General features: G+C 63.6%; 16 protein-coding genes and 1 pseudogene. 5 read left to right on the top strand and 12 right to left on the bottom strand.

The window, feature by feature from the left end:
* Positions 1 to 249: 249 nt before the first annotated feature.
* The 3 genes from HU752_RS22930 to HU752_RS22920 are packed head-to-tail and all read left to right on the top strand — an operon-like array spanning position 250 to position 2539.
* Positions 250 to 558: a PepSY domain-containing protein gene (locus HU752_RS22930; protein WP_186684551.1), complete on the top strand. Its 309-nt coding sequence runs from the start codon at positions 250 to 252 to the stop codon at positions 556 to 558.
* Positions 558 to 1226 (top strand): response regulator transcription factor, encoded by a 669-nt coding sequence (locus HU752_RS22925; protein ID WP_186684553.1) that lies wholly within the window; start codon positions 558 to 560, stop codon positions 1224 to 1226. The genes HU752_RS22930 and HU752_RS22925 overlap by 1 nt, the downstream gene beginning before the upstream one ends.
* Entirely contained in the window at positions 1223 to 2539 is a 1317-nt protein-coding gene (locus HU752_RS22920) for a sensor histidine kinase (RefSeq protein ID WP_186684555.1), read from the top strand. The genes HU752_RS22925 and HU752_RS22920 overlap by 4 nt, the downstream gene beginning before the upstream one ends.
* An 18-nt stretch (positions 2540 to 2557) precedes the next feature.
* Here HU752_RS22920 and HU752_RS32285 read toward each other — a convergent pair whose 3' ends face one another.
* Both HU752_RS32285 and HU752_RS32280 read right to left on the bottom strand, forming a co-directional pair.
* Complete coding sequence (locus HU752_RS32285) at positions 2558 to 3313, bottom strand: methyl-accepting chemotaxis protein (RefSeq protein ID WP_437182385.1); 756 nt, start codon at positions 3311 to 3313, stop codon at positions 2558 to 2560.
* Positions 3314 to 3415: 102 nt separating this feature from the next.
* Positions 3416 to 4486, bottom strand: a pseudogene (locus tag HU752_RS32280) (PDC sensor domain-containing protein); the annotation flags it as partial.
* A 515-nt stretch (positions 4487 to 5001) separates the two neighbouring features.
* On the opposite strand from HU752_RS32280, the gene ctpM reads away from it, so the two are divergent.
* The gene (ctpM, locus tag HU752_RS32360) at positions 5002 to 6684 is read left to right on the top strand and encodes a methyl-accepting chemotaxis protein CtpM (RefSeq protein ID WP_186684559.1); all 1683 of its coding nucleotides are present in this window, start codon (positions 5002 to 5004) and stop codon (positions 6682 to 6684) included.
* Between the two features lie 124 nt (positions 6685 to 6808).
* On the opposite strand, the gene trhP is transcribed toward ctpM, so the two are convergent.
* On the bottom strand, positions 6809 to 8146 hold the full coding sequence (trhP, locus tag HU752_RS22905) for a prephenate-dependent tRNA uridine(34) hydroxylase TrhP (protein ID WP_186684561.1): 1338 nt from the start codon (positions 8144 to 8146) through the stop codon (positions 6809 to 6811).
* Positions 8147 to 8299: 153 nt separating this feature from the next.
* On the opposite strand from trhP, the gene HU752_RS22900 reads away from it, so the two are divergent.
* Entirely contained in the window at positions 8300 to 9364 is a 1065-nt protein-coding gene (locus tag HU752_RS22900; RefSeq protein WP_186684563.1) for an AI-2E family transporter, read from the top strand.
* Between the two features lie 46 nt (positions 9365 to 9410).
* Here HU752_RS22900 and HU752_RS22895 read toward each other — a convergent pair whose 3' ends face one another.
* From HU752_RS22895 to nuoG, 9 genes are all read right to left on the bottom strand, one after another.
* Positions 9411 to 11537, bottom strand: a complete 2127-nt coding sequence (locus HU752_RS22895; RefSeq protein WP_186684565.1) for a TonB-dependent receptor family protein — start codon at positions 11535 to 11537, stop codon at positions 9411 to 9413.
* Between the two features lie 138 nt (positions 11538 to 11675).
* Positions 11676 to 13139, bottom strand: coding sequence for an NADH-quinone oxidoreductase subunit NuoN (gene nuoN / locus HU752_RS22890; RefSeq protein ID WP_186684567.1), 1464 nt, complete (start codon positions 13137 to 13139; stop codon positions 11676 to 11678).
* A gap of 7 nt (positions 13140 to 13146) precedes the next feature.
* Positions 13147 to 14679 (bottom strand): NADH-quinone oxidoreductase subunit M, encoded by a 1533-nt coding sequence (gene nuoM / locus HU752_RS22885; protein WP_186684569.1) that lies wholly within the window; start codon positions 14677 to 14679, stop codon positions 13147 to 13149.
* Positions 14680 to 14719: 40 nt separating this feature from the next.
* Entirely contained in the window at positions 14720 to 16573 is a 1854-nt protein-coding gene (nuoL, locus tag HU752_RS22880; protein ID WP_186684571.1) for an NADH-quinone oxidoreductase subunit L, read from the bottom strand.
* Entirely contained in the window at positions 16570 to 16878 is a 309-nt protein-coding gene (gene nuoK / locus HU752_RS22875) for an NADH-quinone oxidoreductase subunit NuoK (RefSeq protein ID WP_017131317.1), read from the bottom strand. The genes nuoL and nuoK overlap by 4 nt, the downstream gene beginning before the upstream one ends.
* A gap of 4 nt (positions 16879 to 16882) precedes the next feature.
* Positions 16883 to 17383: an NADH-quinone oxidoreductase subunit J gene (gene nuoJ / locus HU752_RS22870; RefSeq protein WP_186684573.1), complete on the bottom strand. Its 501-nt coding sequence runs from the start codon at positions 17381 to 17383 to the stop codon at positions 16883 to 16885.
* Between the two features lie 9 nt (positions 17384 to 17392).
* Positions 17393 to 17941 (bottom strand): NADH-quinone oxidoreductase subunit NuoI, encoded by a 549-nt coding sequence (gene nuoI, locus HU752_RS22865; RefSeq protein ID WP_017903633.1) that lies wholly within the window; start codon positions 17939 to 17941, stop codon positions 17393 to 17395.
* A gap of 11 nt (positions 17942 to 17952) precedes the next feature.
* On the bottom strand, positions 17953 to 18960 hold the full coding sequence (nuoH, locus tag HU752_RS22860; protein WP_017903634.1) for an NADH-quinone oxidoreductase subunit NuoH: 1008 nt from the start codon (positions 18958 to 18960) through the stop codon (positions 17953 to 17955).
* Complete coding sequence (gene nuoG / locus HU752_RS22855) at positions 18957 to 21671, bottom strand: NADH-quinone oxidoreductase subunit NuoG (protein WP_186684575.1); 2715 nt, start codon at positions 21669 to 21671, stop codon at positions 18957 to 18959. Before nuoG ends, nuoH begins: the two co-directional genes overlap by 4 nt.
* Positions 21672 to 21680 lie beyond the last annotated feature (9 nt).

Here is a 21680-nt window from a genome sequence, read left to right as displayed (position 1 = left end):
ATCGGGAAAATGCAGGATGGGGAGATGGACCAAGACTTGTCGGGTAAATTCAGCTTCGTTTAAGTTGTTACGGCTACTTTGTCAGAGCAAATGGCTATTTGCCATAGCGGCGATGAACAGTGCTCGGGGAGCCGAGCTGGCTTTTTCGCTCCATCCATCGGGTAGAACTGCGCGATGCTCAGGGAATCGAGTAGCAATCGAATGGGACGCCAGCCGCGGTGAGGTTCTCAAGGACCATCAGGACAGGTAATGATCTTCAATTTGCGCGCCTGCAGTCTGTTGACGCTGGCAACCGTATGTACCCTGGTATCGGCCAGGGACCTGAACCAGGACGAAGCCCTGCGCCTTCGCCAGCAGGGGGTGATCCTGCCGCTTGAACACCTGCTGCAACAGGCCATGGGACAGCATCCAGGCGCCAAGCTGCTGGAGGCCGAACTGGAAACCAGTCACGGGGATTACGTCTACGAGGTCGAGTTGTTGACCCAGGCTGGCGTGGTCCGGGAAATCAAGCTCAATGCCAGCAATGGCGACCTGCTGAAAGACGAGGAGGACGACTGATGCGCCTGTTGCTGGTAGAGGACAATGTGCCCCTGGCCGATGAACTGCTGACGGGGCTGGCCCGCCAGGGCTACGCGGTCGACTGGCTGGCTGATGGGCGCGATGCGGTGTATCAGGGGGCTACCGAACCCTATGACCTGGTCATCCTCGACCTGGGCCTGCCCGGGTTGCCGGGGCTGGAGGTACTGCGTCAATGGCGTAGCGGCGGCCTGACGATTCCGGTATTGATCCTGACGGCCCGGGATTCCTGGGCCGAGCGTATCGAGGGCCTCAAGGCCGGCGCCGATGATTACCTGACCAAGCCGTTCCACCCTGAAGAGTTGCAATTGCGCATCCAGTCCTTGCTGCGTCGTGCCCATGGCCAGCCGAACCAGCCGACCCTGAATGCCGCGGGCCTGCATCTGGATGAAGGGCGCCAATGCGTTACCCGGGGGAGCGAGGAGATTCAGCTCACCGCTGCCGAGTTTCGCCTGTTGCGCTACTTCATGCTGCATCCGGAACAGATCCTCTCCAAGAGCCATCTGGCCGAGCATCTCTACAACGGTGAAACCGAGCGTGACTCGAACGTGCTGGAAGTGCACGTCAATCACTTGCGCCGCAAACTCGGGCGCACGGTGATCGAGACGCGTCGCGGCCAGGGCTACCTGTTCGGTGGAAGCGCCGGGTGAGGTCGATCCAGCGCCGCCTCAGCCTGGGCCTGGTCAGCGTGCTGCTGATCGTTGGCCTGATCGTCGCGCAAACCAGCCTGTGGCTGTTCGAGCTGGGCCTGCAACGCTACCTGGAGGAGGGGCTGCATGCCGACAGCGAAAATCTGTTGGTGGCGCTGGTGCGTGGTCCAGACGGTTTGCAGCTGGATGAGAGGCGCCTGTCGCCGGCCTATCAGCGGCCGTTCTCCGGGCACTACTTCCGGGTCGATTTCGCCGAGCATCACTGGCGCTCGCGTTCACTCTGGGATCAGGAGCTGCCGATGCCTGAACGGCCGGGGCTGCATGCCGACCTGCAACTGGGCCCGGAAGGGCAGAGGTTGCTGGTATTGCGCTCGGACTACCGGCGCCTGGGGCAATCGATCAGCATCAGCGTGGCCCAGGACTACACACCGGTACGTGAAAGCTTCCAGTTGATGCAACGCATCGGCCTGGGGATCGGCCTCGCGGCACTGATCGTCATCCTGCTGTTGCAACGAATCACCGTACGCCGGGCCTTGCGCCCGCTGGAAAATGCCCGCGAGCAGATTGCGCAGCTGCAGCAGGGCAAGCGTTCGCAACTGGAGACCCAGGTACCCCAGGAGCTCGAACCGCTGGTGGCCCAGATCAACCATCTGCTGGCCCACACCGAGGACAGCCTCAAGCGTTCGCGCAACGCCCTGGGCAACCTGGGACATGCCCTGAAAACCCCGCTGGCGGTGCTGCTGAGCCTGGCCTCCGACGTCCGCCTGGACGGTCACCCGGGGCTGCGCAAGGTATTGCGCGAACAACTGGAACAGATCGAGCAGCGTCTGAGTCGGGAGTTGAACCGCGCACGCCTCGCCGGCGACACCCTGCCAGGGGTGTCGTTCGACTGCGACACGGAGCTGCCGAGCCTGCTGTCGACCCTCGGCATGATTCATGGTGAACACCTGGCGTTGAGCCATACGGCCCCCCCTGGCCTGCAACTGCCCTGGGACCGCGAGGACTTGCTCGAACTGCTGGGCAACCTGCTGGACAATGCCTGCAAATGGGCGGATGCCGAGGTGCGCCTGGGCATCGTCGAAACGGCGGGGGGGTACAGGTTGAGTATCGAGGATGATGGCCCGGGTATTCCCGAGCAGAATCGCGATGCGGTGTTCAGCCGTGGCACGCGTTTGGACGAACAGACCACCGGGCATGGACTGGGGCTGGGCATCGTCCGGGATATTGTCGAAGCCTGGGGCGCGCAGTTGCGTCTATTGAGCAGCCCGCTTGGCGGACTGCTGGTGACGATCGATTTGCCGCGCAGAAGCTGAAGCCCCACGCGGGAGGGGTCAGGCCCGGAACTGATCCATCAGCCCCTGCTGCTGGTTGGCCAAGTGGTTGAGCGACTGGCTGACCCGCGCCGATTCGTTGGCCTGGCCGGACAGCGATTCGGTGACATCGCGGATGGTCGCCACGTTGTTGTTGATCTCCTCGGCCACCGCGCTTTGTTCCTCTGCCGCGCTGGCGATCTGCAGGTTCATGTCGGTGATGACCGTGACCGCATTGCCGATCTGCTGCAGGGCGGTCACCGCCTGGCTGACCTGCGCGACGCTGCCCTGGGCCTGGCGATGGCTGTTGCCCATGGAGCTGACCACCTCGCGAGTGCCGCTCTGCAGTTCCTCGATGACCTGGCGGGTCTCCTCGACCGACTCCTGGGTCCGGCGCGCCAGGTTGCGAACCTCATCGGCAACCACGGCAAAACCGCGTCCGGCCTCACCGGCGCGGGCGGCTTCGATGGCGGCGTTGAGGGCCAGTAGATTGGTCTGCTCGGCGATCGCGCGAATCACCTCCAGCACCGAACCGATCTTCTCGCTGTTGGCGGCCAGCCCCTCGACCTGGCCCATGGCATCGCTCATGTCGGCGGCCAGGTGACCGATGCTGGTCGTGGTGCGATCGATCACGGTCAGGCCCTGGCGGGTGGCCTGGTCGGCATCGCGGGCAGCTTGCGCGGCCTGGGCGGCACTGCGGGCGACATCCTGGGCGGTGGCGCTCATCTCGTGGGAGGCGGTGGCCACCTGATCGACCTGGCGATACTGCTGTTCCATGCCGGCGCTGGTCTGGGTGGCGATGGCGGACGACTGGTCGGCGGTGCCGCGGGCATCCTGGACCGAGCGCTTCACCTCGGCGATCACCGGCTGCAGCTTGTCGAGGAAACGGTTGAACCAGCCGGCCAACTGGCCCAGTTCGTCCTTCTTGTCGTAGTGCAGGCGGCGGGTCAGATCGCCTTCACCGCTGGCGATGTCTTCGAGCATGTGCGCCACGGCGAGAATCGGACGGGTCACGCTGCGGGCGGTCAGCCAGACCAGCAGCAGGCCGATCACCGCCGCCAGCAGGCCGAGGCTCGATTCGATCAGGGTACCGGCGGCGCTGCGTTCATCGAGCTGGGTCTTGAGCGCCTCGGCCGGCCCCACCAGCACTTTCTCCGGCACATCGAGCAGGACGCCCCACGGCTTGCCACCGGGAATGGGCTGGAACGGTGCGAGGATCTTCAGTTGCTGGTGGGTGCGCAGTACCTGGGTCTCGGTACTGCTGGCCAATTGCTGGATCAGTGCCGCGCCATCGCGGGTGTCGACCTTGTCCAGGCGCTGGCTGAGCTGGCTGGCGTCCGGGCTGTAGCCGGCCAGCAGACCGACCGGGCTGAGAATGCTGACACTGGTCTGGCCGTCGTAGAGCTTCTTGCTCGCCTGCTGGCTGACCGCTTGCAGGCTGTCGAGGTTGATGTCGACCGACAGCGAGGCGATCACCTTGCCCTCGAACTGCAACGGAAAGACGATGCTGGTCATCAGCACGTTATGGCCGTCGATCTCGTAGAAGTAGGGTTCGATCACGCAGGGTTTCAGGGTCGTGCGCGGGCAGGTGAACCAGGTGTTGTTCGGTTGGCCGCTGGGGCCGGTGCTGGTGTCGCTCATGTCGCTTTCCGGCAGTGACATGGAGGTCAGCTTGCCCGGGGTCGGTTGCGACCAGTAGAGGGCGAAGCGGCCCTTGTCGTTGCTACCCAGCTCTTTCTGCCCGGCGAACAGCTCGTCCTTGCCATCCAGCGCATTGGCCTCGAACACCAGCGACAGGCCGAGCAGGTCAGGGTTGGCTTGCAGTGCGGACTTCACCTGGCGGGTCAGGTCTTCACGCAGGTCGAAGGCGTCGAGAAAGCGCTTCTGTGCCTGCTCGCGCAGGAACAGCACCTGGCGGGCAAAACCGTTGCCGTACTGGTAGGCATCCATGAACTGGCGACGGATGATCAGCGCCTGGACTTCACCCTGGGCTTCGATACGCGCCTGGGCCGCCTCGTTGAGCATCTCCATGCTGGAGGCCTTGACCAGCTCGGAGCTGTGTTCCATGCGATACAGCGAAAGGCTGACCAGCAGTGTGACGATCCCCAGCAGGCAAAGCCCGGCAAGCAGGGTGATCTTCCATTGGATGGAAAGCTGTCTGAGCGACATGTAGCGACGTCCTTATTCTTGAAATACAGAGATTTGGAAGGTTAACGGCCTGTCGGATTTTTTCTTTATTTGAACGAACAAATAAAAAAACAATGACCGGCGTCAATAAAGGCCGGCTTTATCCCATCGAATGGACAGCGATGAAAATCGACAATACGTCGTAGACGGTCGATTTCCAGCCGGGAAAATGGTGGGTTCGCCGATATTTTTCGGTGCGGTACGTCCGTACAAGGTGCTCAACTTTCCGCATTCCAGGCCGTTAACCCGTCATCGAGCCAATAATAAGAGAGCATCCCATGCGCCTGAGCCTGAAGGCCAAAGTCCTGTCCCTCGCCGTATTGCCCGTCCTGTTGTTCGCCGTAGTGATCAGCCTGACCACTGCGTTGATCCTGCAGAACCAGGCTCGCAAGGAAGTCGAGGACACCCGCAAACAACTGATCGCCGAAGCCCGTGCCACCTTGCAGAGTTATGTCGCGGTGGCAATGACTGCAATCAAGCCGCTCTACGATGCGGCTGCGCCAGGTGACCAGGCTTCGCGCGACCAGGCGATCAAGTTGCTCTCGAGCATCAAGTACGGCAAGGACGGCTACTTCTTCGGCTACGACTCGCAGATCGTCCGGCTGTTCAAGAGCGACAGCCCCGACGGCTTGGGCAAGAGCTTCAAGGACACCCGCGATCCGAATGGCGTGTATGTCAACAGCGGCCTGGTCGAAGTGGCCAAGAATGGCACCCACTACCTGGAGTACAGCTCGCCGCTGCCGGGCAAGGAGTCGGTCCTGGTGCCCAAGCTGGGCTACACCGAGTACCTGGCCAAGTGGGACATGGCTGTCGGCTCCTCGGTCAACCTCGACGGCATCGAAGCCCAGGTCGCGGTGGTCCAGGCCAAGATCACCGAGCGCATGGAAGGTGTGGTGCTGAGTATCGTCGGCATCGCCCTGCTGGTGCTGGTGGTGATTGCGATCGTGGGGATGCTGGTGGCCAATACCATCCTGCGTCCACTGCTACTGATGAAAGCCAACCTGGACGATATCGCCGCCGGCGAGGGCGATCTCACCCATCGCCTGGCAATTACCAGTCAGGACGAACTGGGCCAGTTGGCTGGCTCGTTCAACCGCTTCGTCGAGAAGATTCACAGTCTGGTGCGGCAGATCACCGAGATGACCGGCCAGTTGACCGGGCTGGTCGGCCAGGTTGCCGAGCAGGCGAACCGTTCGGAAGAGGCGATGGAGCGTCAGCGTCACGAAACCGACCAGGTCGCCACGGCGATCAACCAGATGTCCTCGGCGGCCCAGGAAGTGGCGCGCAGTGCCCAGGGGGCGGCGGTCGCGGCCCAGCAGACCGACGCCGAAGGCCAGGCGGCCAAGCGCGTGGTCGACGGTAGCATCGAGCAGATTCATGCACTGGTGAGGGACATTCGCAGCAGTGGCGTCTCGCTGGACAGCCTGCAGCAGGACGTGACCTCGATCGTCAGCGTGCTCGGGGTGATCCGTTCGATCGCCGAACAGACCAACCTGCTGGCCCTCAACGCGGCGATCGAGGCGGCCCGCGCCGGCGAGGCGGGACGTGGTTTCGCGGTGGTGGCGGACGAGGTTCGCGCGCTGGCCAGCCGGACCCAGCAGAGCACCCAGGAAATCCAGGGCATGATCGACCGGTTGCAGTCGGGCACCCAGTCGGCGGTGGAGGCCATGCGCCGCTCCAGCGAGGCCGGTGACGGCACCTCTGTCAAGGCCAACGAGGCGGGGTCGTCGCTGGATACCATCGCGCAACTGATCGGCACCATCAACGCCATGAACGCGCAGATCGCCAGTGCTGCCGAGGAGCAGACAGCAGTGGCCGAGGAGATCAACCGCAGCGTGCACCAGATCGCGGTGGCGGTGGATAACGTGGCGGACCAGACCCAGCAGGGCGCGCAGACCTCCCGTAGCCTGGCGGACCTGGGGCAACGCCTGGGCAAACTGGTGGGGCAGTTCCGGATCTGAGATCGGTGCTATCGTTCTTCGCGGATAAATCCTGCTCCCACAGTCTTGAGCCTTCCCCGGTGTACGACTCAACGCTGTGGGAGCAGGATTTATCCGCGAAGAGGCCACAGCCGCCCCGGTAGGTTTATGGACTGACCTGGATATCGCGCATCAACAGCCCGAACTCCAGCTCGACCTGATCCGGAATCGGCAGGTACACCGTGTGCCCGTCCCCCGGTGCCACCTCGATCGGCTCGCCGTGGACGTTGCGCAATTCTCCCAGGTCGAAATGAAAGTTGCCCTTGGGCGTCATCAGTTCCAGGTGATCGCCCAGTCCGAAGCGGTTCTTCACCTTGACCTCCGCCAGCCGCTCACGGCGCACGCCGGTCAGCTCACCGACGAACTGCTGGCGTTCGGAGACCGAACTGCCGTTCTGGTAGTTCTGGTACTCGTCATGTACGTGCCGACGCAGGAACCCCTCGGTATAGCCGCGCTGGGCCAGTGACTCGAGGTCGGTCATCAGGCCGCGGTCGAACGCGCGCCCGGCCACGGCGTCGTCGATGGCCTGGCGGTAGACCTGGGTGGTCCGCGCGCAGTAGAAGTGCGACTTGGTCCGGCCTTCGATCTTCAGCGAGTGCACGCCCATCCGTGCCAGCCGCTCGACATGCTGCACCGCGCGCAGGTCCTTGGCGTTCATGATGTAGGTACCGTGCTCGTCCTCGAAGGCCGGCATCGACTCCTCGGGGCGGTTGGCTTCCTGCAACAGGAACACCTGGTCGGTCGGGGCGCCCAGGCCGAGGGTCGGCTCGACCGCTTCAGGCTCGAAGACCTTGACGATTTCGCCCGTGAGATTCTCCGTGGCCGGCTGCGCGCTGTACTTCCAGCGACAGGCGTTGGTGCAGGTGCCCTGGTTGGCGTCGCGCCGGTTCATGTAGCCCGACAGCAGGCAGCGCCCGGAGTAGGCCATGCACAGCGCACCGTGGACGAACACCTCCAGCTCCATCTCCGGTACCTGCTGGCGGATTTCCTCGATCTCCTCCAGGGACAGCTCCCGCGACAGGATGATCCTGGTCAGGCCCATCTGCTGCCAGAACTGTACGCTGGCCCAGTTCACCGTGTTGGCCTGCACCGACAGGTGGATCGGCATCTGCGGGAAATGCTGGCGCACCAGCATGATCAGCCCTGGATCGGACATGATCAGCGCATCCGGCGCCATCTCGATCACCGGCGCCAGGTCCTTGAGAAAGGTCTTGAGCTTGGCATTGTGCGGGGCGATGTTCACCACCACGTAGAAACGCTTGCCCTGGGACTGGGCTTCGCGAATGCCAAGGGCGAGGTTGGCGTGGTCGAACTCGTTGTTACGCACCCGCAGGCTGTAGCGCGGTTGGCCTGCGTAAACGGCGTCGGCACCGTAGGCGAAGGCGTAACGCATGTTCTTGAGGGTGCCGGCGGGGGCCAGCAGTTCGGGGGCGGGGAAGGACATGGACGGACCGTCGGCAAAAAGTCGCGAGATTAAGTCGTTCGGCGCCGGGTTTTATTGATCTGGATCCAGACTTTGTGAACGAATCGGTGCGTTCGCCTGACTAACGCGCTGAGGGGAGCATCCGCCCCTGCGTTTTCCCGAAATGGACCGGACATGAGCGAAGTTTCCCTGCACAACAAATGCCTGCTGCTCCTGCTGGCGCTGGTGACCATTGCCTTTCTCTGGATTCTCCAGCCGTTCTATGGCGCGGTGTTCTGGGCGGTCATTCTCGGCATTGTCTTTGCGCCCCTGCAGCGCCGGCTGCTGCAGCGCCTGAAGGCCCGACGCAACCTGGCCTCGCTGTGCACCCTGGGCGCATGCCTGGTGATTGCGGTATTGCCGGTGATCGTCATCGGCGTCCTGCTGGTGCAGGAAGGGACCGCGTTGTACCAGAGTATCGAAAGCGGTCGCCTGGATATTGCCGGTCACGTGGCGCAGTTCAAGCACCTGCTGCCGGGCTCGTTCCAACGGCTGCTCGACCGCTTCGGGCTGGGAGATCTCGATGGCCTGCAGGCCAAGGTGGTCGAGGGCGTCACCCAGGGTAGCCAGTTCCTGGCCAGCCAGGCGGTCAGCGTCGGGCAGGGCACTTTCGAATTCGTGGTGAGCTTTTTCATCATGCTCTACCTATTGTTCTTCTTCCTGCGCGACGGCCCGGAACTGGTACGGCGCATCCGCACGGCGGTGCCCCTGGCCGAGCAGCAGAAGCGTCGCCTGCAACTGAAGTTCAACCGCGTGGTGCGTGCCACGGTGAAGGGCAACCTGGTGGTGGCGGTGACCCAGGGTGGTCTCGGCGGGCTGATCTTCTGGCTGCTGGATATTCCCAGCGCGTTGCTCTGGGCAGTGGTCATGGCGTTTCTTTCACTGCTGCCGGCGGTGGGCGCGGGGATCGTCTGGGCCCCGGTGGCGGTGTACTTCCTGTTGAGCGGGGCGATCTGGCAAGGCGTGGTGCTGGCGCTGTTCGGCGTGTTCGTGATCGGGCTGGTGGACAACCTGCTGCGGCCGATCCTGGTGGGCAAGGACACGCGCATGCCCGACTATCTGATTCTGATCAGCACCTTGGGCGGGTTGTCGGTCTTCGGATTGAACGGTTTTGTCATCGGGCCACTGATCGCCGCCCTGTTCCTGTCCAGCTGGGGCATCTTCACCGAGAACAAGAAGCGCGTGAGATTGCCCTCCTGAGCGAGCTGCCCGGCGGGTGCCGGGCTTGCCTGCCACAGGGGCTTCATCACCTGAAACTGTACGAAACCCCGGCGTACACCCCCCTGCCTTCGCCGGGTACCGAACGGGCGGCATCGGCACCCTTGTCGTCGTAGCCGGGTACCACCAGCGCGGCGTAGTGCTGGTTGGTCAGGTTGCGCAGGTCCAGCCAGGTCTGCCAGTCCTGCTTGGGCGAAGCGTAGCCCAGGGTCGCCCCGAACAGCGCGTAGGACGAGGCATGGCGCGAGTTCGCGTAGTCCACCGCCATGCGCGAGGCCGCCTGGGTGTTCAGGCCGACGTAGACCCCGACCGGATGGTCGTAGCGGATTTCCGCCTGGTAGTAGTGTTGCGGAATACCGGGCAGGCGGTTGTCGCCAAAGGTTCGGTCATCCCGGTAGTGGAAGTCGCTGAAGGTGTAGGCCTGGCGCAGGCTGACCTTGCCCAGGGCCGGGCGCTCCCACAGCAGGCTGTCGAGCCCGGCCTCGATACCCTGGTGTACGGTGGGGCTGGCGTTCACTTCGCCGGTGATCGCCGCCTGGGTCTGGGTCGCGGCCTGCATCTCAACGGTCAGCAATTCATGGCGCACCGCCGAGTAGTACCAGGCCAGGTCCCACTTGCCGAGTGCGGACTCGCCGCGGCTGCCCAGCTCCAGGGTGGTAGCGCTCTGGTTCCGCAGTTTGATCGGTGTGCTTTGCCGGCCGTTGGAGGCACTCTCAGCCGGGCCAAAGCGGGTTCCCGAACTCCAGATCAGCGACCACGGGTGTGGCGGCTCGACCGAGCGGCTCAGGTTGCCGTAAACCTGCAACTGTGGACTGAACTCGTAACGCAGGCCCACGCGCGGCGCGTAGTCCCAGTCGTGCTGGCTGACCTTGCCGCCGCTGGCCGGATAACTCACGTCGCTTTCGCGGCGGGTATAGATCATCGCCAGGCCGGTGGTCAGCCAAAGGTCGGGCATCAGTTCCAGGTCGTTGCTGGCATGCCATACGTTGTCCGAACCCTGGTAACTGAAATCGCGGGTCTTGGTGCCGACCGGGTAGCCGGCGGTGGGGCCGGTCGGTATCCGGACAGATTCCGAGGCGCCGCTGTTGGGCAGGTGCCTGGTGCTACGCCAGCCGACGGTCGTCTTGCTCTCCAGGCCGAACAGTGTGTCACGACGGATGTAGTTCAAGGTGTCGCTCACATCGGTGTAGGCCACCTTGAGGCGGTAGGGCCCTTCGCGCAGGTCCATCGGGTAGTCGTGATAGACCAGCCCGATCTCGAGCTTCGAATCGTCGTCCAGATACATCGTGGTTTTGCTGCCCAGCCAGGTGCTGCCCGGTTGCGGACGGCTATCGTCGCGGCTGACGTAAGACGCGTTGGCCGAGCGCGGGTGGTGCTTGATCTGGTCCTGGGTCACCCGTCCGGCCAGCTCGTTGTCGGTTTCGCGATAGCGCAGGTACAGGCGCGTCTCCAGTTCCGGACTGAAGCGATAGCCGATATTCGCCGCGACGCCCTTGCTGCTGCCTTGGGTATGGTCCTGGTAACCGTCGTAGTCCGAATCGGTCAGCGATACGTAGTAGTCCAGGTCGCCCAGCACCTGGCCGGAACTGATCTGGCGCTTGCGATAGCCGTAGCTGCCGGTCTCATAGCGCACCTGCAGGGGCGCGGCATCCCGCCCGGTATGTGTGATGTAGTCGATGGCGCCCCCCAGGGCCAGCGAGCCCTTGTCGAAGCCGTTGGCACCACGCAGTACTTCGGCACGGCTCAGCCACAGCGGCTCGAACAGCTCGTAGGACGTGCCGCCGGGACCGGTCAGCGGCAAGCCGTCGAACATCGTGTAGACACCCGAACCGTGGGCGCCTGGCGCGCGGTTGATGCCGGAGCCACGAATCGACACCTTGGTACCGTCGTTGCCCGCCGACTGGGCATACACCCCCGGCTGGTAGGCGAGCACCTCCTGGTTGCTGGCGACGCGGCCATTCTCCACCTTGTTCAGGTCGACCAGGTTGCTGGCACCGGGTACCTGCTGCAACTGCTCGCGGGCCTCATCGATCTCGCTGGCCTCTTCGCTGCGCACCTGGACTTCGCCCAACTCGATGGAGGCGGGTGCGGCTTGCAACGGCGTGCTGCACAACAGTGCGAGAGGGAACAGGGAAGAGGGGAGGGCGGTGCGCATCGATAGGGGCTCGGCGGAATAGGGCGGGCCAGCCTATAGAAGTCGAGAATGGTTCGCAACGGATTCGACGGGTGCTGAAAACAAAACACCCCGCCAGAGTGGCCTCGGGCGGGGTGTCGGGTGTGGCTGGCCGTTTGCTTAGCTGGCCAGTACCGCGTGTTGCACCAGCTCCAGCAGCGGTTGTGGGTACACGCCGAGGAAGAAGGCGAGGATCGCGATCGCCAGCAGCATCACGCCACCTGCACGTTGTTCCCAGTGCAGTTGGGCATCGTGACGACGCAGGTTCGGCTCGATCAGGTACAGGGTGACCATCACACGCAGGTAGTAGAAGACGCCGATGGCACTACCGATGACCAGGGAGCCGATCAGCCACCAGTGCTGGGATTCGACACCGGTCGCGATGATGTAGAACTTGCCGATGAAGCCGGCGGTCAGCGGGATACCGGCCAGGGACAGCATCATCACGGTCAGTACGGCGGTCAGGTACGGACGACGCCAGAACAGGCCGCGGTACTCGTACAGGGCATCCATGTCGCGACCGTTGTACGGCGAGGACATCAGGGTGATCACGCCGAAGGCGCCGAGGCTGGTGACCACGTAGGTGACCAGGTACACGCCCATGGCTTCCAGCGCCAGGCCCTTGCTCGCCACCAGGGCGATCAGCAGGTAACCGAAGTGGGCAATGGACGAGTAACCGAGCAGACGCTTGAGGTTGCTCTGGGTCAGCGCCAACAGGTTACCGACCAGGATCGAGGCCACGGCGATGACCGCCAGGACGTTGCTCAGTACGCCACTGCTGGCGACCGGCGAGATCTGGAACAGGCGGATCATCACGGCGAACACGGCAACCTTGCTGGCGGTGGCCAGGAAGGCCGCTACCGGTGCCGGGGCACCTTCGTAGACGTCCGGGGTCCAGAGGTGGAACGGTACCAGCGACAGCTTGAACGCCAGGCCGACCAGCATCATGCCCAGACCCAGCTGGGCGATCGGGCTTGGCAGGCCGGTGGCCGCCAGGGCCTGGCCGATACCGGTGAAGCTCAGGGTGCCGGCTTCGGCGTACAGCAGGGCCATGCCGAACAGCAGGAACGCGGAACCGGCGGCCGACAGCACCATGTACTTGATGCCGGCTTCCAGCGAACGCTTGTTGAAGAAGGCGTAGGCCACCAGGCCGTAGACCGGTACCGAGAGCAGTTCCAGGCCGATGAACAGGCTGGCCAGTTGCTGCGCGCTGACCAGCACCAGGCCACCGGCGGCGGCCATCAGGATCAGCAGGTACAGTTCTTCACGGTTGCCCGGGTAGCCCGGGCCGCCTTCGCCCAGGTAGGCGTGGGCGAGGGTGACGCAAGCCAGGGTGGCAACCAGGATCAGCGCCATGTACAGGCAGGCGAAGTCGTCGACCTGGATCAGCGAAGTCACCGCCAGCGGGGCGACTTTCAGTGCTGGCAGGATCGACAGCAGCGCCAGGTTGAGACCGGCACAGGACAGCAGGAAGGTCTGTGAGTGGTTACGACGCCAGGCGATCGCCAGCATCACCACGATAATGGTGAGGCTGGTGATCAACAGCGGCGCCAGCGCGATAAAGTGTTGAATCGTGAATTCCATAGCGCTCTTACCGGGCCGAAGCGAGTTGAGTGAAGGCGGTGCCGAGCCACTGCTGCACGCCATGCATGGTGGCGGCAGAGGTGTCGAGGAACGGTTGCGGGTACACGCCGAGGTAGATCAGCAGTACTGCAAGGCCGAGCACCATGGTCAGTTCACGACCGTCCATACCGTGCAGCACTTCATCCGACTTGGCTGGGCCGAAGTAGGCGCGGTGGATCATGATCAGCGAATAGACCGAACCGAACACCAGGCCGGAAGTGGCGATGGCGGTGATCCATGGCGCGCTGACGAAGGTACCGATCAGGATCAGGAACTCGCCGACGAAGTTGCCGGTCCCCGGCAGCCCCAGGGAGGCAGCGGCGAAGAACAGGCTGATGGCCGGCAGGTAGGCGATCTTCGACCACAGGCCGCCCATTTCACGCATGTCGCGGGTGTGGGTGCGCTCGTACAGCTGGCCGCTGAGGATAAACAGTGCCGCTGCCGACAGACCGTGGGCGAGCATCTGGATCACCGCGCCTTGCAGGGCCTGCTGGCTGCCGGAGTAGATACCGATCAGCACGAAGCCCATGTGCGAGACGCTGGAGAAGGCGATCAGGCGCTTGATGTCGGTCTGTGCGAAAGCCAGGAAGGCACCGTAGAAAATCCCGATCAGACCCAGGGTCATGGCGATCGGCGCGAACTCGGCCGAGGCGTTCGGGAACAGCGGCAGGGCGAAACGCAGCAGGCCGTAGGCCGCAGTCTTCAGCAGGATACCGGCGAGGTCGACGGAACCGGCGGTTGGCGCCTGGGCGTGGGCATCAGGCAGCCAGGAGTGGAACGGTACCACCGGCAGCTTCACCGCGAAGGCGATGAAGAAGCCGAGCATCAGCAGGTACTCGACACCGTGCGACATCTTGGTCTTCAGCAGGTCGGCGTAGTTGAAGGTGATCACGCCGGTGTTGTTGAAGTTCACCAGGACCAGGCCGAGGATCGCCACCAGCATGATCAGGCCGGAAGCCTGGGTGAAGATGAAGAACTTGGTCGCCGCGTAGATCCGGGTCTTCTTGCCGTCCGAGGAACTGTGACCCCAGAGCGCGATGAGGAAGTACATCGGCACCAGCATCATTTCCCAGAAGAAGAAGAACATGAACAGGTCGAGGGCCAGGAACACGCCGACGACACCGCCCAGGATCCACATCAGGTTCAGGTGGAAGAAGCCCACGTGGCGCTGGATCTCTTTCCACGAGCAGAGTACCGAGAGAATACCCAGCAGGCCGGTCAGCAGGATCATCAGCAGCGACAGGCCGTCGAGGGCCAGGTGCACGTTGATGCCGAAGCGCTGGATCCAGACGTGCTTGAACTCGATGGCCCAGGTCGGATCGGCGCCAGGCGCCGGTGCCAGGTGGTAGTCCCCATGCGCCCACAGCCAGAGGCCGAGGGCGAGCTCGAGGGTCATGGTCAGCAGCGCAATCCAGCGGGGGAGGGTAGAGCTGGTACGCTCACCCAGCCAGCACAGCAGGCCGCCGATGAAGGGGATCAGGATTAGCCAAGGCAGAATCATGACGGGCTCAATTCCTTTCGCAATGTCGCAAGGTTCATAGTCAGACCGCTACCAGTACGATGGCGCCGAGCACCACGACTGCACCAGCGGCGATCGACGCGGCATACCAACGCAGTTGACCGGTCTCGCTGCGGCTCAGGGCGGTGTGACCACCCTTGGCCAGGCGCGGGATCAGGCCGATGGTCTGGTCGAGCGGGTCTTTGCGCAGCACATGGCTGATCGCCAGGTAAGGCTTGACGAACAGTTTGTCGTAGATCCAGTCGAAGCCCCAGGCGGCGAACCACCAGGCCGAGAGGATGCGTCCGATGCCGCTGTTGGCGACGGCCGTCACGAAGCGACGCTTGCCCAGGAACAGCAGCGCAGCCAGCAGGATACCGGCCAGGGCGATGGCACCCGAGGCGATTTCCAGGCTGTGCTTGGCTTCGCCGCCGGCGTGACCGGCGCTTTCCGGCAGCACGCCAGCCAGTGGTGGATGAATCCAGGCACCGACGAAGGTCGACAGCACGATCAGCACGCCCAGCGGCAGCCAGTGGGAGATCCCGTGGCCAGCATGGGCTTCGGTCTTGGCTTCGCCGTGGAAGGTGATGAAGATCAGGCGGAAGGTGTACAGCGAGGTCATGAACGCACCGACCAGGCCGGCGTACAGCAGGCCGTGGTTACCGCTGGCGAAGGCCTCCCAGAGGATCTCGTCCTTGGAGTAGAAGCCGGCGGTGACCAGCGGCAGTGCGGCCAGGGCGGCACCACCGACGATGAAGCTGGCGTAGGCCAGTGGCAGTTTCTTCCACAGGCCGCCCATCTTGAAGATGTTCTGCTCGTGGTGGCAGGCGACGATCACCGCACCCGAGGCAAGGAACAGCAGGGCCTTGAAGAACGCGTGGGTCATCAGGTGGAAGATCGCGCCTTCCCAGGCACCGACGCCCAGGGCCAGGAACATGTAGCCGATCTGGCTCATGGTCGAGTAGGCGAGGATACGCTTGATGTCGGTCTGGACCAGCGCGGCGAAGCCGGCCAGGACCAGGGTCACGCCACCGACGATGCCCACGAGATGCAGGATATCCGGCGCCAGGGCGAACAGGCCGTGGGTACGGGCGATCAGGTAGACACCGGCGGTCACCATGGTCGCGGCGTGGATCAGTGCCGAAACCGGGGTAGGACCGGCCATCGCGTCGGCCAGCCAGGTCTGCAGCGGCAGCTGGGCCGATTTGCCGACCGCACCACCGAGCAGCAGCAGGGTCGCCAGCACGATCCAGAAGTCGCCGACCTTGAAGTGCTCGGGTGCCTTGACCAGCAGTTCCTGGATGTTCAGCGTGCCCAGTTGTTGGAACAGGATGAACAGGCCGATGGCCATGAACACGTCGCCGATCCGGGTGACGATGAAGGCTTTCAGTGCCGCGTTACCGTTGTTGCGGTTGCTGTAGTAGAAACCGATCAACAGGTAGGAGCACAGGCCCACGCCTTCCCAGCCGAAGTACACGAACAGCAGGTTATCGCCGAGCACCAGGAACAGCATGCTGGCGATGAACAGGTTGGTGTAGGAGAAGAAGCGCGAGTAGCCGTCTTCACCACGCATGTACCAGGACGCGAACAGGTGGATCAGGAAACCCACCCCGACCACCACGCCGAGCATGGTGATCGACAGACCGTCGATGTACAGGGCGAAGTTGGGGGCAAAGCCCTCCACCGACATCCACTGCCACAGCACCAGGGTGTAGTGGCCGCCTTCGGGAGGCGCGACGTTGAATTGCCAGATCACGTAGGCGGCGACGATCGCCGACAGGCCGATGGAGCCGACGCCGATCAGGGCCGAGAGGTTTTCCGAGAAGCGTCCACGGGAGAACGACAGCAGCAGGAAACCGATCAGGGGGAATACGAAAGTCAGAAAGATCATGTTCATCCGCGCATCTCACTGGCAGCGTCGATATCGAGCGTGTGGAAGCGGCGATACAGTTGCAGCAGGATCGCCAGGCCGATACTGGCCTCGGCGGCTGCCAGGCTGATCACCAGGATGAACATGATCTGTCCATCCGGCTGCGCCCAGCGTGCGCCCGCGACGATGAACGCCAGGGCAGCGGCGTTCATCATGACTTCCAGGCTCATCAGCACGAAGAGAATGTTGCGGCGGACCATCAGGCCGACCAGGCCGAGGCAGAACAGGATGCCGGCGACGGCCAGTCCATGTTCCAGAGGGATAGCAGGCATCGTATTACTCCTTCGCCTCGTTGCGGCCCAGGTGGAAAGCCGTGATGGCTGCGGCGAGCAGCAGCATCGAGGCCAGTTCGACGACCAGCAGGTACGGACCGAACAGGCTGATGCCCACGGTCTTGGCGCCTACGGTGGTTTGGCCGATGCCGACACCGCTGCTGTGGCTGAACAGTACGTACAGCAGTTCGGCCAGCAGCAGGGCGGCGAGAATCACCGGCCCGATCCAGATCCCGGGCTTGAGCCAGGTGCGTTCCTGCTGCACCGAGGCGGGCCCGAGGTTGAGCATCATCACCACGAAGACGAACAGCACCATGATGGCGCCGGCGTAGGCGATCACTTCCAGGGCACCGGCGAACGGTGCGCCGAGGCTGAAGAAAGTCATCGCCACGGCGATCAGCGAAATGATCAGGTAGAGCAGGGCGTGCACGGGGTTGGTGTTGGTGATCACGCGAAGCGTGGACACAACCGCGATACCCGATGCGAAATAGAAAGCGAATTCCATCGTTCTTCCTTAAGGCAGCAAGCTCTTCACGTTGATCGGCTCGGCTTCGTTCTGGGCGGCGCCTTTCGGCTTCCCGGCAACGGCCATACCTGCAACACGATAGAAGTTGTAGTCAGGGTTCTTGCCGGGGCCGGAGATCAGCAGATCTTCTTTCTCGTAGACCAGGTCCTGACGTTTGAACTCGGCCATTTCGAAATCCGGTGTCAGCTGGATCGCGGTGGTCGGGCAGGCTTCCTCGCAGAGACCACAGAAAATGCAGCGCGAGAAGTTGATGCGGAAGAACTCCGGGTACCAGCGACCGTCGTCGGTCTCGGCCTTCTGCAGCGAGATGCAACCGACCGGGCAGGCCACTGCACACAGGTTGCACGCCACGCAGCGCTCTTCGCCATCGGGATCGCGGGTCAGCACGATACGGCCACGGTAGCGCGGCGGCAGGTAGACCGGCTCTTCCGGATATTGCAGGGTGTCGCGCTTGCGGAAGCCGTGGCCGAAAATCATCACCAGGCTTCGCAGCTGGGTACCCGTACCCTTAACGATGTCACCAATATATTTGAACATGGGTCAAATCCTCACTGAACCGCGCCGGCAGGCGTGTTCAACAACACGACCGCAGCGGTCACCAGCATATTGATCAGGGTCAGTGGCAGGCAGAATTTCCAGCTGAAGTCCATCACCTGGTCATACCGTGGGCGCGGGATCGAGGCGCGCAGCAGGATGAACATCATGATGAAGAACGCGGTCTTCAGGGCGAACCAGACGAACGACAGTTGCGGCAGGATGCCGAACGGACCGTGCCAGCCACCGAAGAACAGGGTGACCAGCAGCGCCGAGATCAGGATGATGCCGATGTACTCGCCAACGAAGAACATGCCCCATTTCATGCCGGCGTATTCGATGTGGTAGCCGTCGGCCAGTTCCTGTTCCGCTTCCGGCTGGTCGAACGGGTGACGGTGAGTCACGGCCACGCCAGCGATGAAGAAGGTCAGGAAACCGAAGATCTGCGGGATGATGAACCACAGGTGCTGGGCCTGGTATTCAACGATGTCGCGCATGTTGAACGAACCGACCTGGACCACGATGCCCATCAGCGACAGGCCCATGAACACTTCGTACGACACGGTCTGGGCCGAGGCCCGCAGGCTGCCGAGCAGGGCGTACTTGTTGCTGCTCGACCAGCCGGCGAACAGGACCGCGTACACCGACAGGCCGGCCATGGCGAAGAAGAACAGCAGGCCGATGTTCAGGTCCGCCACACCCCAGGTCGGGGTGATCGGGATGATCGCGAAGGCGATCAGCAGGGCGCTCATGGCCACGACCGGTGCCAGGGTGAAGATCACCTTGTCGGCGAACGGTGGCGTCCAGTCTTCCTTGAAGAACATCTTCAGCATGTCGGCAGCGATCTGGAACATGCCGAACGGGCCGACGCGGTTGGGACCATAGCGGTCCTGCCACCAGCCCAGCAGGCGACGTTCGACGAAGCTCAGCAGTGCGCCGCAGACCACTACGGCCAGCAGGACCACGATGGCCTTGATGACCGTGAGGATCACGTCAATCACTTCAGGTGTGAACCAGGTCATTGAGCCGCCTCCTGCAGACCGTCAACGGATTTGCCGAAAACCGCCGGCGGGATACCGGCCAGGCCGGCTGGCAGGGCTACCAGGCCAGCGCCCAGCTCTTCATTGATACGCAGCGGCAGACGCAGGGTCGTGCCGGCCACGTTGAGGCTCAGCAGCGCACCGTCGTTGACGCCCAGGCGGTCCGCCTCGGACTTGGCCAGTGCGACGTAGGCGGCCGGGATACGTTCCTGTACCGGTGCGGCCTTCGAGGAGTTTTCCTCGCTGCCGAACAGATGATAGAACGGTACCGCCTGCCAGGTGCCGCGCGATGGCGAGAAGGCGCCCGGTACGCTGGCGAACCAGCCCAGGTGGTCGCCACGGCTTTCGATCAGGCGGATGCCCGGGTCACCGGCACGGATGTGTCCACCGACTTCGTCCTGGAACTTGTTCCAGGCCTGTGGCGAGTTCCAGCCCGGCGACCAGGCGAACGGGACCTGTTGGCGCGGTTCGGCGGAGCCCGAGTAACCTTCCATGGAGAAGGCGAACGCGGTGTCCTGGTCCTGTGGGGTACGTGGCTCGTGCACGCTGATGTTGGCGCGCATGGCGGTACGACCGGAGTAGCGCAGCGGTTCGCGCGCCAGTTTCATGCCCTTGATGCGGAACGCGGCCGATGGCGCGGCGTCGACGATGCCGGCCAGTTGAGGTGCGGCGGCAGCGCAGGCGGCAGTGACGTGGTCCAGCTGGGTCCAGTCCACCGGCTTGTTCAGCAGGGTTGCACGCAGGGCATGCAGCCAGCGCCAGCCTTCGTGAACCAGGATGCTGGCGTCCATGTATTGCGGGTCGAAGACCTGGAAGAAACGCTGGGCGCGACCTTCCTGGCTGACCAGGGTACCGTCGCCTTCGGCGAAGCTCGCCGCTGGCAGCACCAGGTGGGCGCGGTCGGTGGTGGCGGTCTTCTGGTGGTCGGCAACGATCACCACCTTGGCGGCCTTGAGGGCGGCGTCGACCTTGGCGGCATCGGTCCGGGTGAACAGGTCGTTTTCCAGCACGACGATGGCGTCGGCACGGCCGGCGATCACTGCGTCCAGGGCGGCGTCGACGGACTCGCCGCCGAACATGGCCAGGCCGAGGCTGTTGGCCTCCGGTACGACCAGGCTGATGGAGCCTTCCTTCTCGCGCAGCTTCAGGGCCTTGGCGATGTTCGCCGCGGCTTCGATCAGCGCCTTGGAACCCAGGGAGGTACCGGCAATGACCAGTGGGCGCTTGGCCGCGAGCAGGGCGTCGGCGATACGCTGGGCCAGTTCGCGGGCTTCGCTGTCCAGGCCTTCGACCGCTGGCGCGCTGGCGTCCAGGGCGTGGGCCACGGCGAAACCGATGCGGGCCAGGTCGTCCGGCGCCGCATGCACGCATTCTTCGGCGACGTCGTCGAGCTTGGTTTCAGCCAGGCTGGCGATGAACAGCGGATTCAGCGCGTTCTGGCCGATGTTCTTCACTGCGGCGTTGAGCCATGGCTGCACGCGCATCGCGTCGGCCATGTCCTCGGCCTTGCCCTTGACCGACTGGCGCAGGGCCAGGGCCAGGCGGGCGGCGGTCTGGGTCAGGTCTTCACCGAGGACGAACACGGCGTCGTGGTCTTCGATGTCGCGCAGGTTCGGCACCGGCAGCGGGCTGTCCTTGAGGACCTGCAGCACCAGGCGGATACGCTCCAGCTCGGATGCTTCGATACCCGAGTAGAAGTGCTCGGCACCGACCAGTTCCTGCAGGGCGTAGTTGCTTTCCAGGCTGGCGCGGGGCGAACCGATACCGACGATGTTGCGACCGCGCAGCAGGTCGGCGGCCTTGTCCAGGGCGTTGTCCAGGCTCAGCTTGGTGCCGTCGGCCAGCAGTGGCTGGCGTGGACGGTCGGCGCGGTTGACGTAGCCATAACCGAAACGGCCACGGTCGCACAGGAAGTACTGGTTCACCGAACCGTTGAAGCGGTTCTCGATGCGACGCAGTTCGCCGTAGCGCTCGCCGGGGCTGATGTTGCAGCCGCTGGAGCAGCCATGGCAGATGCTCGGGGCGAACTGCATGTCCCACTTGCGGTTGTAGCGCTCGGAGTGGGTCTTGTCGGTGAACACACCGGTCGGGCAGACCTCGGTGAGGTTACCGGAGAATTCGCTTTCCAGGGTGCCGTCCTCGACGCGACCGAAGTACACGTTGTCGTGGGCACCGAATACGCCCAGGTCGGTACCGCCGGCGTAGTCCTTGTAGAAGCGCACGCAGCGGTAGCAGGCGATGCAGCGGTTCATCTCATGGGCGATGAACGGGCCGAGCTCCTGGTTCTGGTGGGTACGCTTGGTGAAGCGATAACGGCGCTCGTTGTGGCCGGTCATCACGGTCATGTCTTGCAGGTGGCAGTGACCGCCTTCCTCGCAGACCGGGCAGTCGTGCGGGTGGTTGGTCATCAGCCATTCGACGACGCTGGCGCGGAACGCCTTGGATTCTTCGTCGTCGATGGAAATCCAGGTGTTGTCGGTGGCAGGCGTCATGCAGGACATGACGATACGACCACGGGTGTCGTTCTCGTCGTTGTACTGCTTGACCGCGCACTGGCGACAGGCACCGACGCTACCAAGAGCGGGGTGCCAGCAGAAATAAGGAATGTCGAGGCCCAGCGACAGACATGCCTGTAACAGGTTGTCTGCCCCGTTGACTTCGAGTGCCTTGCCGTCTACGTGGATAGTGGCCATGGTTCAAAG

This window comes from Pseudomonas vanderleydeniana (assembly GCF_014268755.2).
Classification (GTDB): Bacteria; Pseudomonadota; Gammaproteobacteria; order Pseudomonadales; family Pseudomonadaceae; genus Aquipseudomonas; species Aquipseudomonas vanderleydeniana.
Note: the sequence above shows the minus strand (reverse complement) of the source record. Positions and strands in the feature narration are given on the sequence as shown.

Coding starts and splice junctions, on each gene's coding strand:
- nuoL (WP_186684571.1), bottom strand. CDS start 16,573: ATGAACATGATCTTTCTGACTTTCGTATTCCCCCTGATCGGTTTCCTG.
- nuoG (WP_186684575.1), bottom strand. CDS start 21,671: ATGGCCACTATCCACGTAGACGGCAAGGCACTCGAAGTCAACGGGGCA.
- HU752_RS22895 (WP_186684565.1), bottom strand. CDS start 11,537: ATGCGCACCGCCCTCCCCTCTTCCCTGTTCCCTCTCGCACTGTTGTGC.
- nuoH (WP_017903634.1), bottom strand. CDS start 18,960: ATGACCTGGTTCACACCTGAAGTGATTGACGTGATCCTCACGGTCATC.
- nuoI (WP_017903633.1), bottom strand. CDS start 17,941: ATGTTCAAATATATTGGTGACATCGTTAAGGGTACGGGTACCCAGCTG.
- ctpM (WP_186684559.1), top strand. CDS start 5,002: ATGCGCCTGAGCCTGAAGGCCAAAGTCCTGTCCCTCGCCGTATTGCCC.
- HU752_RS22925 (WP_186684553.1), top strand. CDS start 558: ATGCGCCTGTTGCTGGTAGAGGACAATGTGCCCCTGGCCGATGAACTG.
- nuoM (WP_186684569.1), bottom strand. CDS start 14,679: ATGATTCTGCCTTGGCTAATCCTGATCCCCTTCATCGGCGGCCTGCTG.
- nuoJ (WP_186684573.1), bottom strand. CDS start 17,383: ATGGAATTCGCTTTCTATTTCGCATCGGGTATCGCGGTTGTGTCCACG.
- HU752_RS22930 (WP_186684551.1), top strand. CDS start 250: ATGATCTTCAATTTGCGCGCCTGCAGTCTGTTGACGCTGGCAACCGTA.
- nuoN (WP_186684567.1), bottom strand. CDS start 13,139: ATGGAATTCACGATTCAACACTTTATCGCGCTGGCGCCGCTGTTGATC.
- nuoK (WP_017131317.1), bottom strand. CDS start 16,878: ATGCCTGCTATCCCTCTGGAACATGGACTGGCCGTCGCCGGCATCCTG.
- HU752_RS22900 (WP_186684563.1), top strand. CDS start 8,300: ATGAGCGAAGTTTCCCTGCACAACAAATGCCTGCTGCTCCTGCTGGCG.
- trhP (WP_186684561.1), bottom strand. CDS start 8,146: ATGTCCTTCCCCGCCCCCGAACTGCTGGCCCCCGCCGGCACCCTCAAG.
- HU752_RS32285 (WP_437182385.1), bottom strand. CDS start 3,313: ATGGAACAGCAGTATCGCCAGGTCGATCAGGTGGCCACCGCCTCCCAC.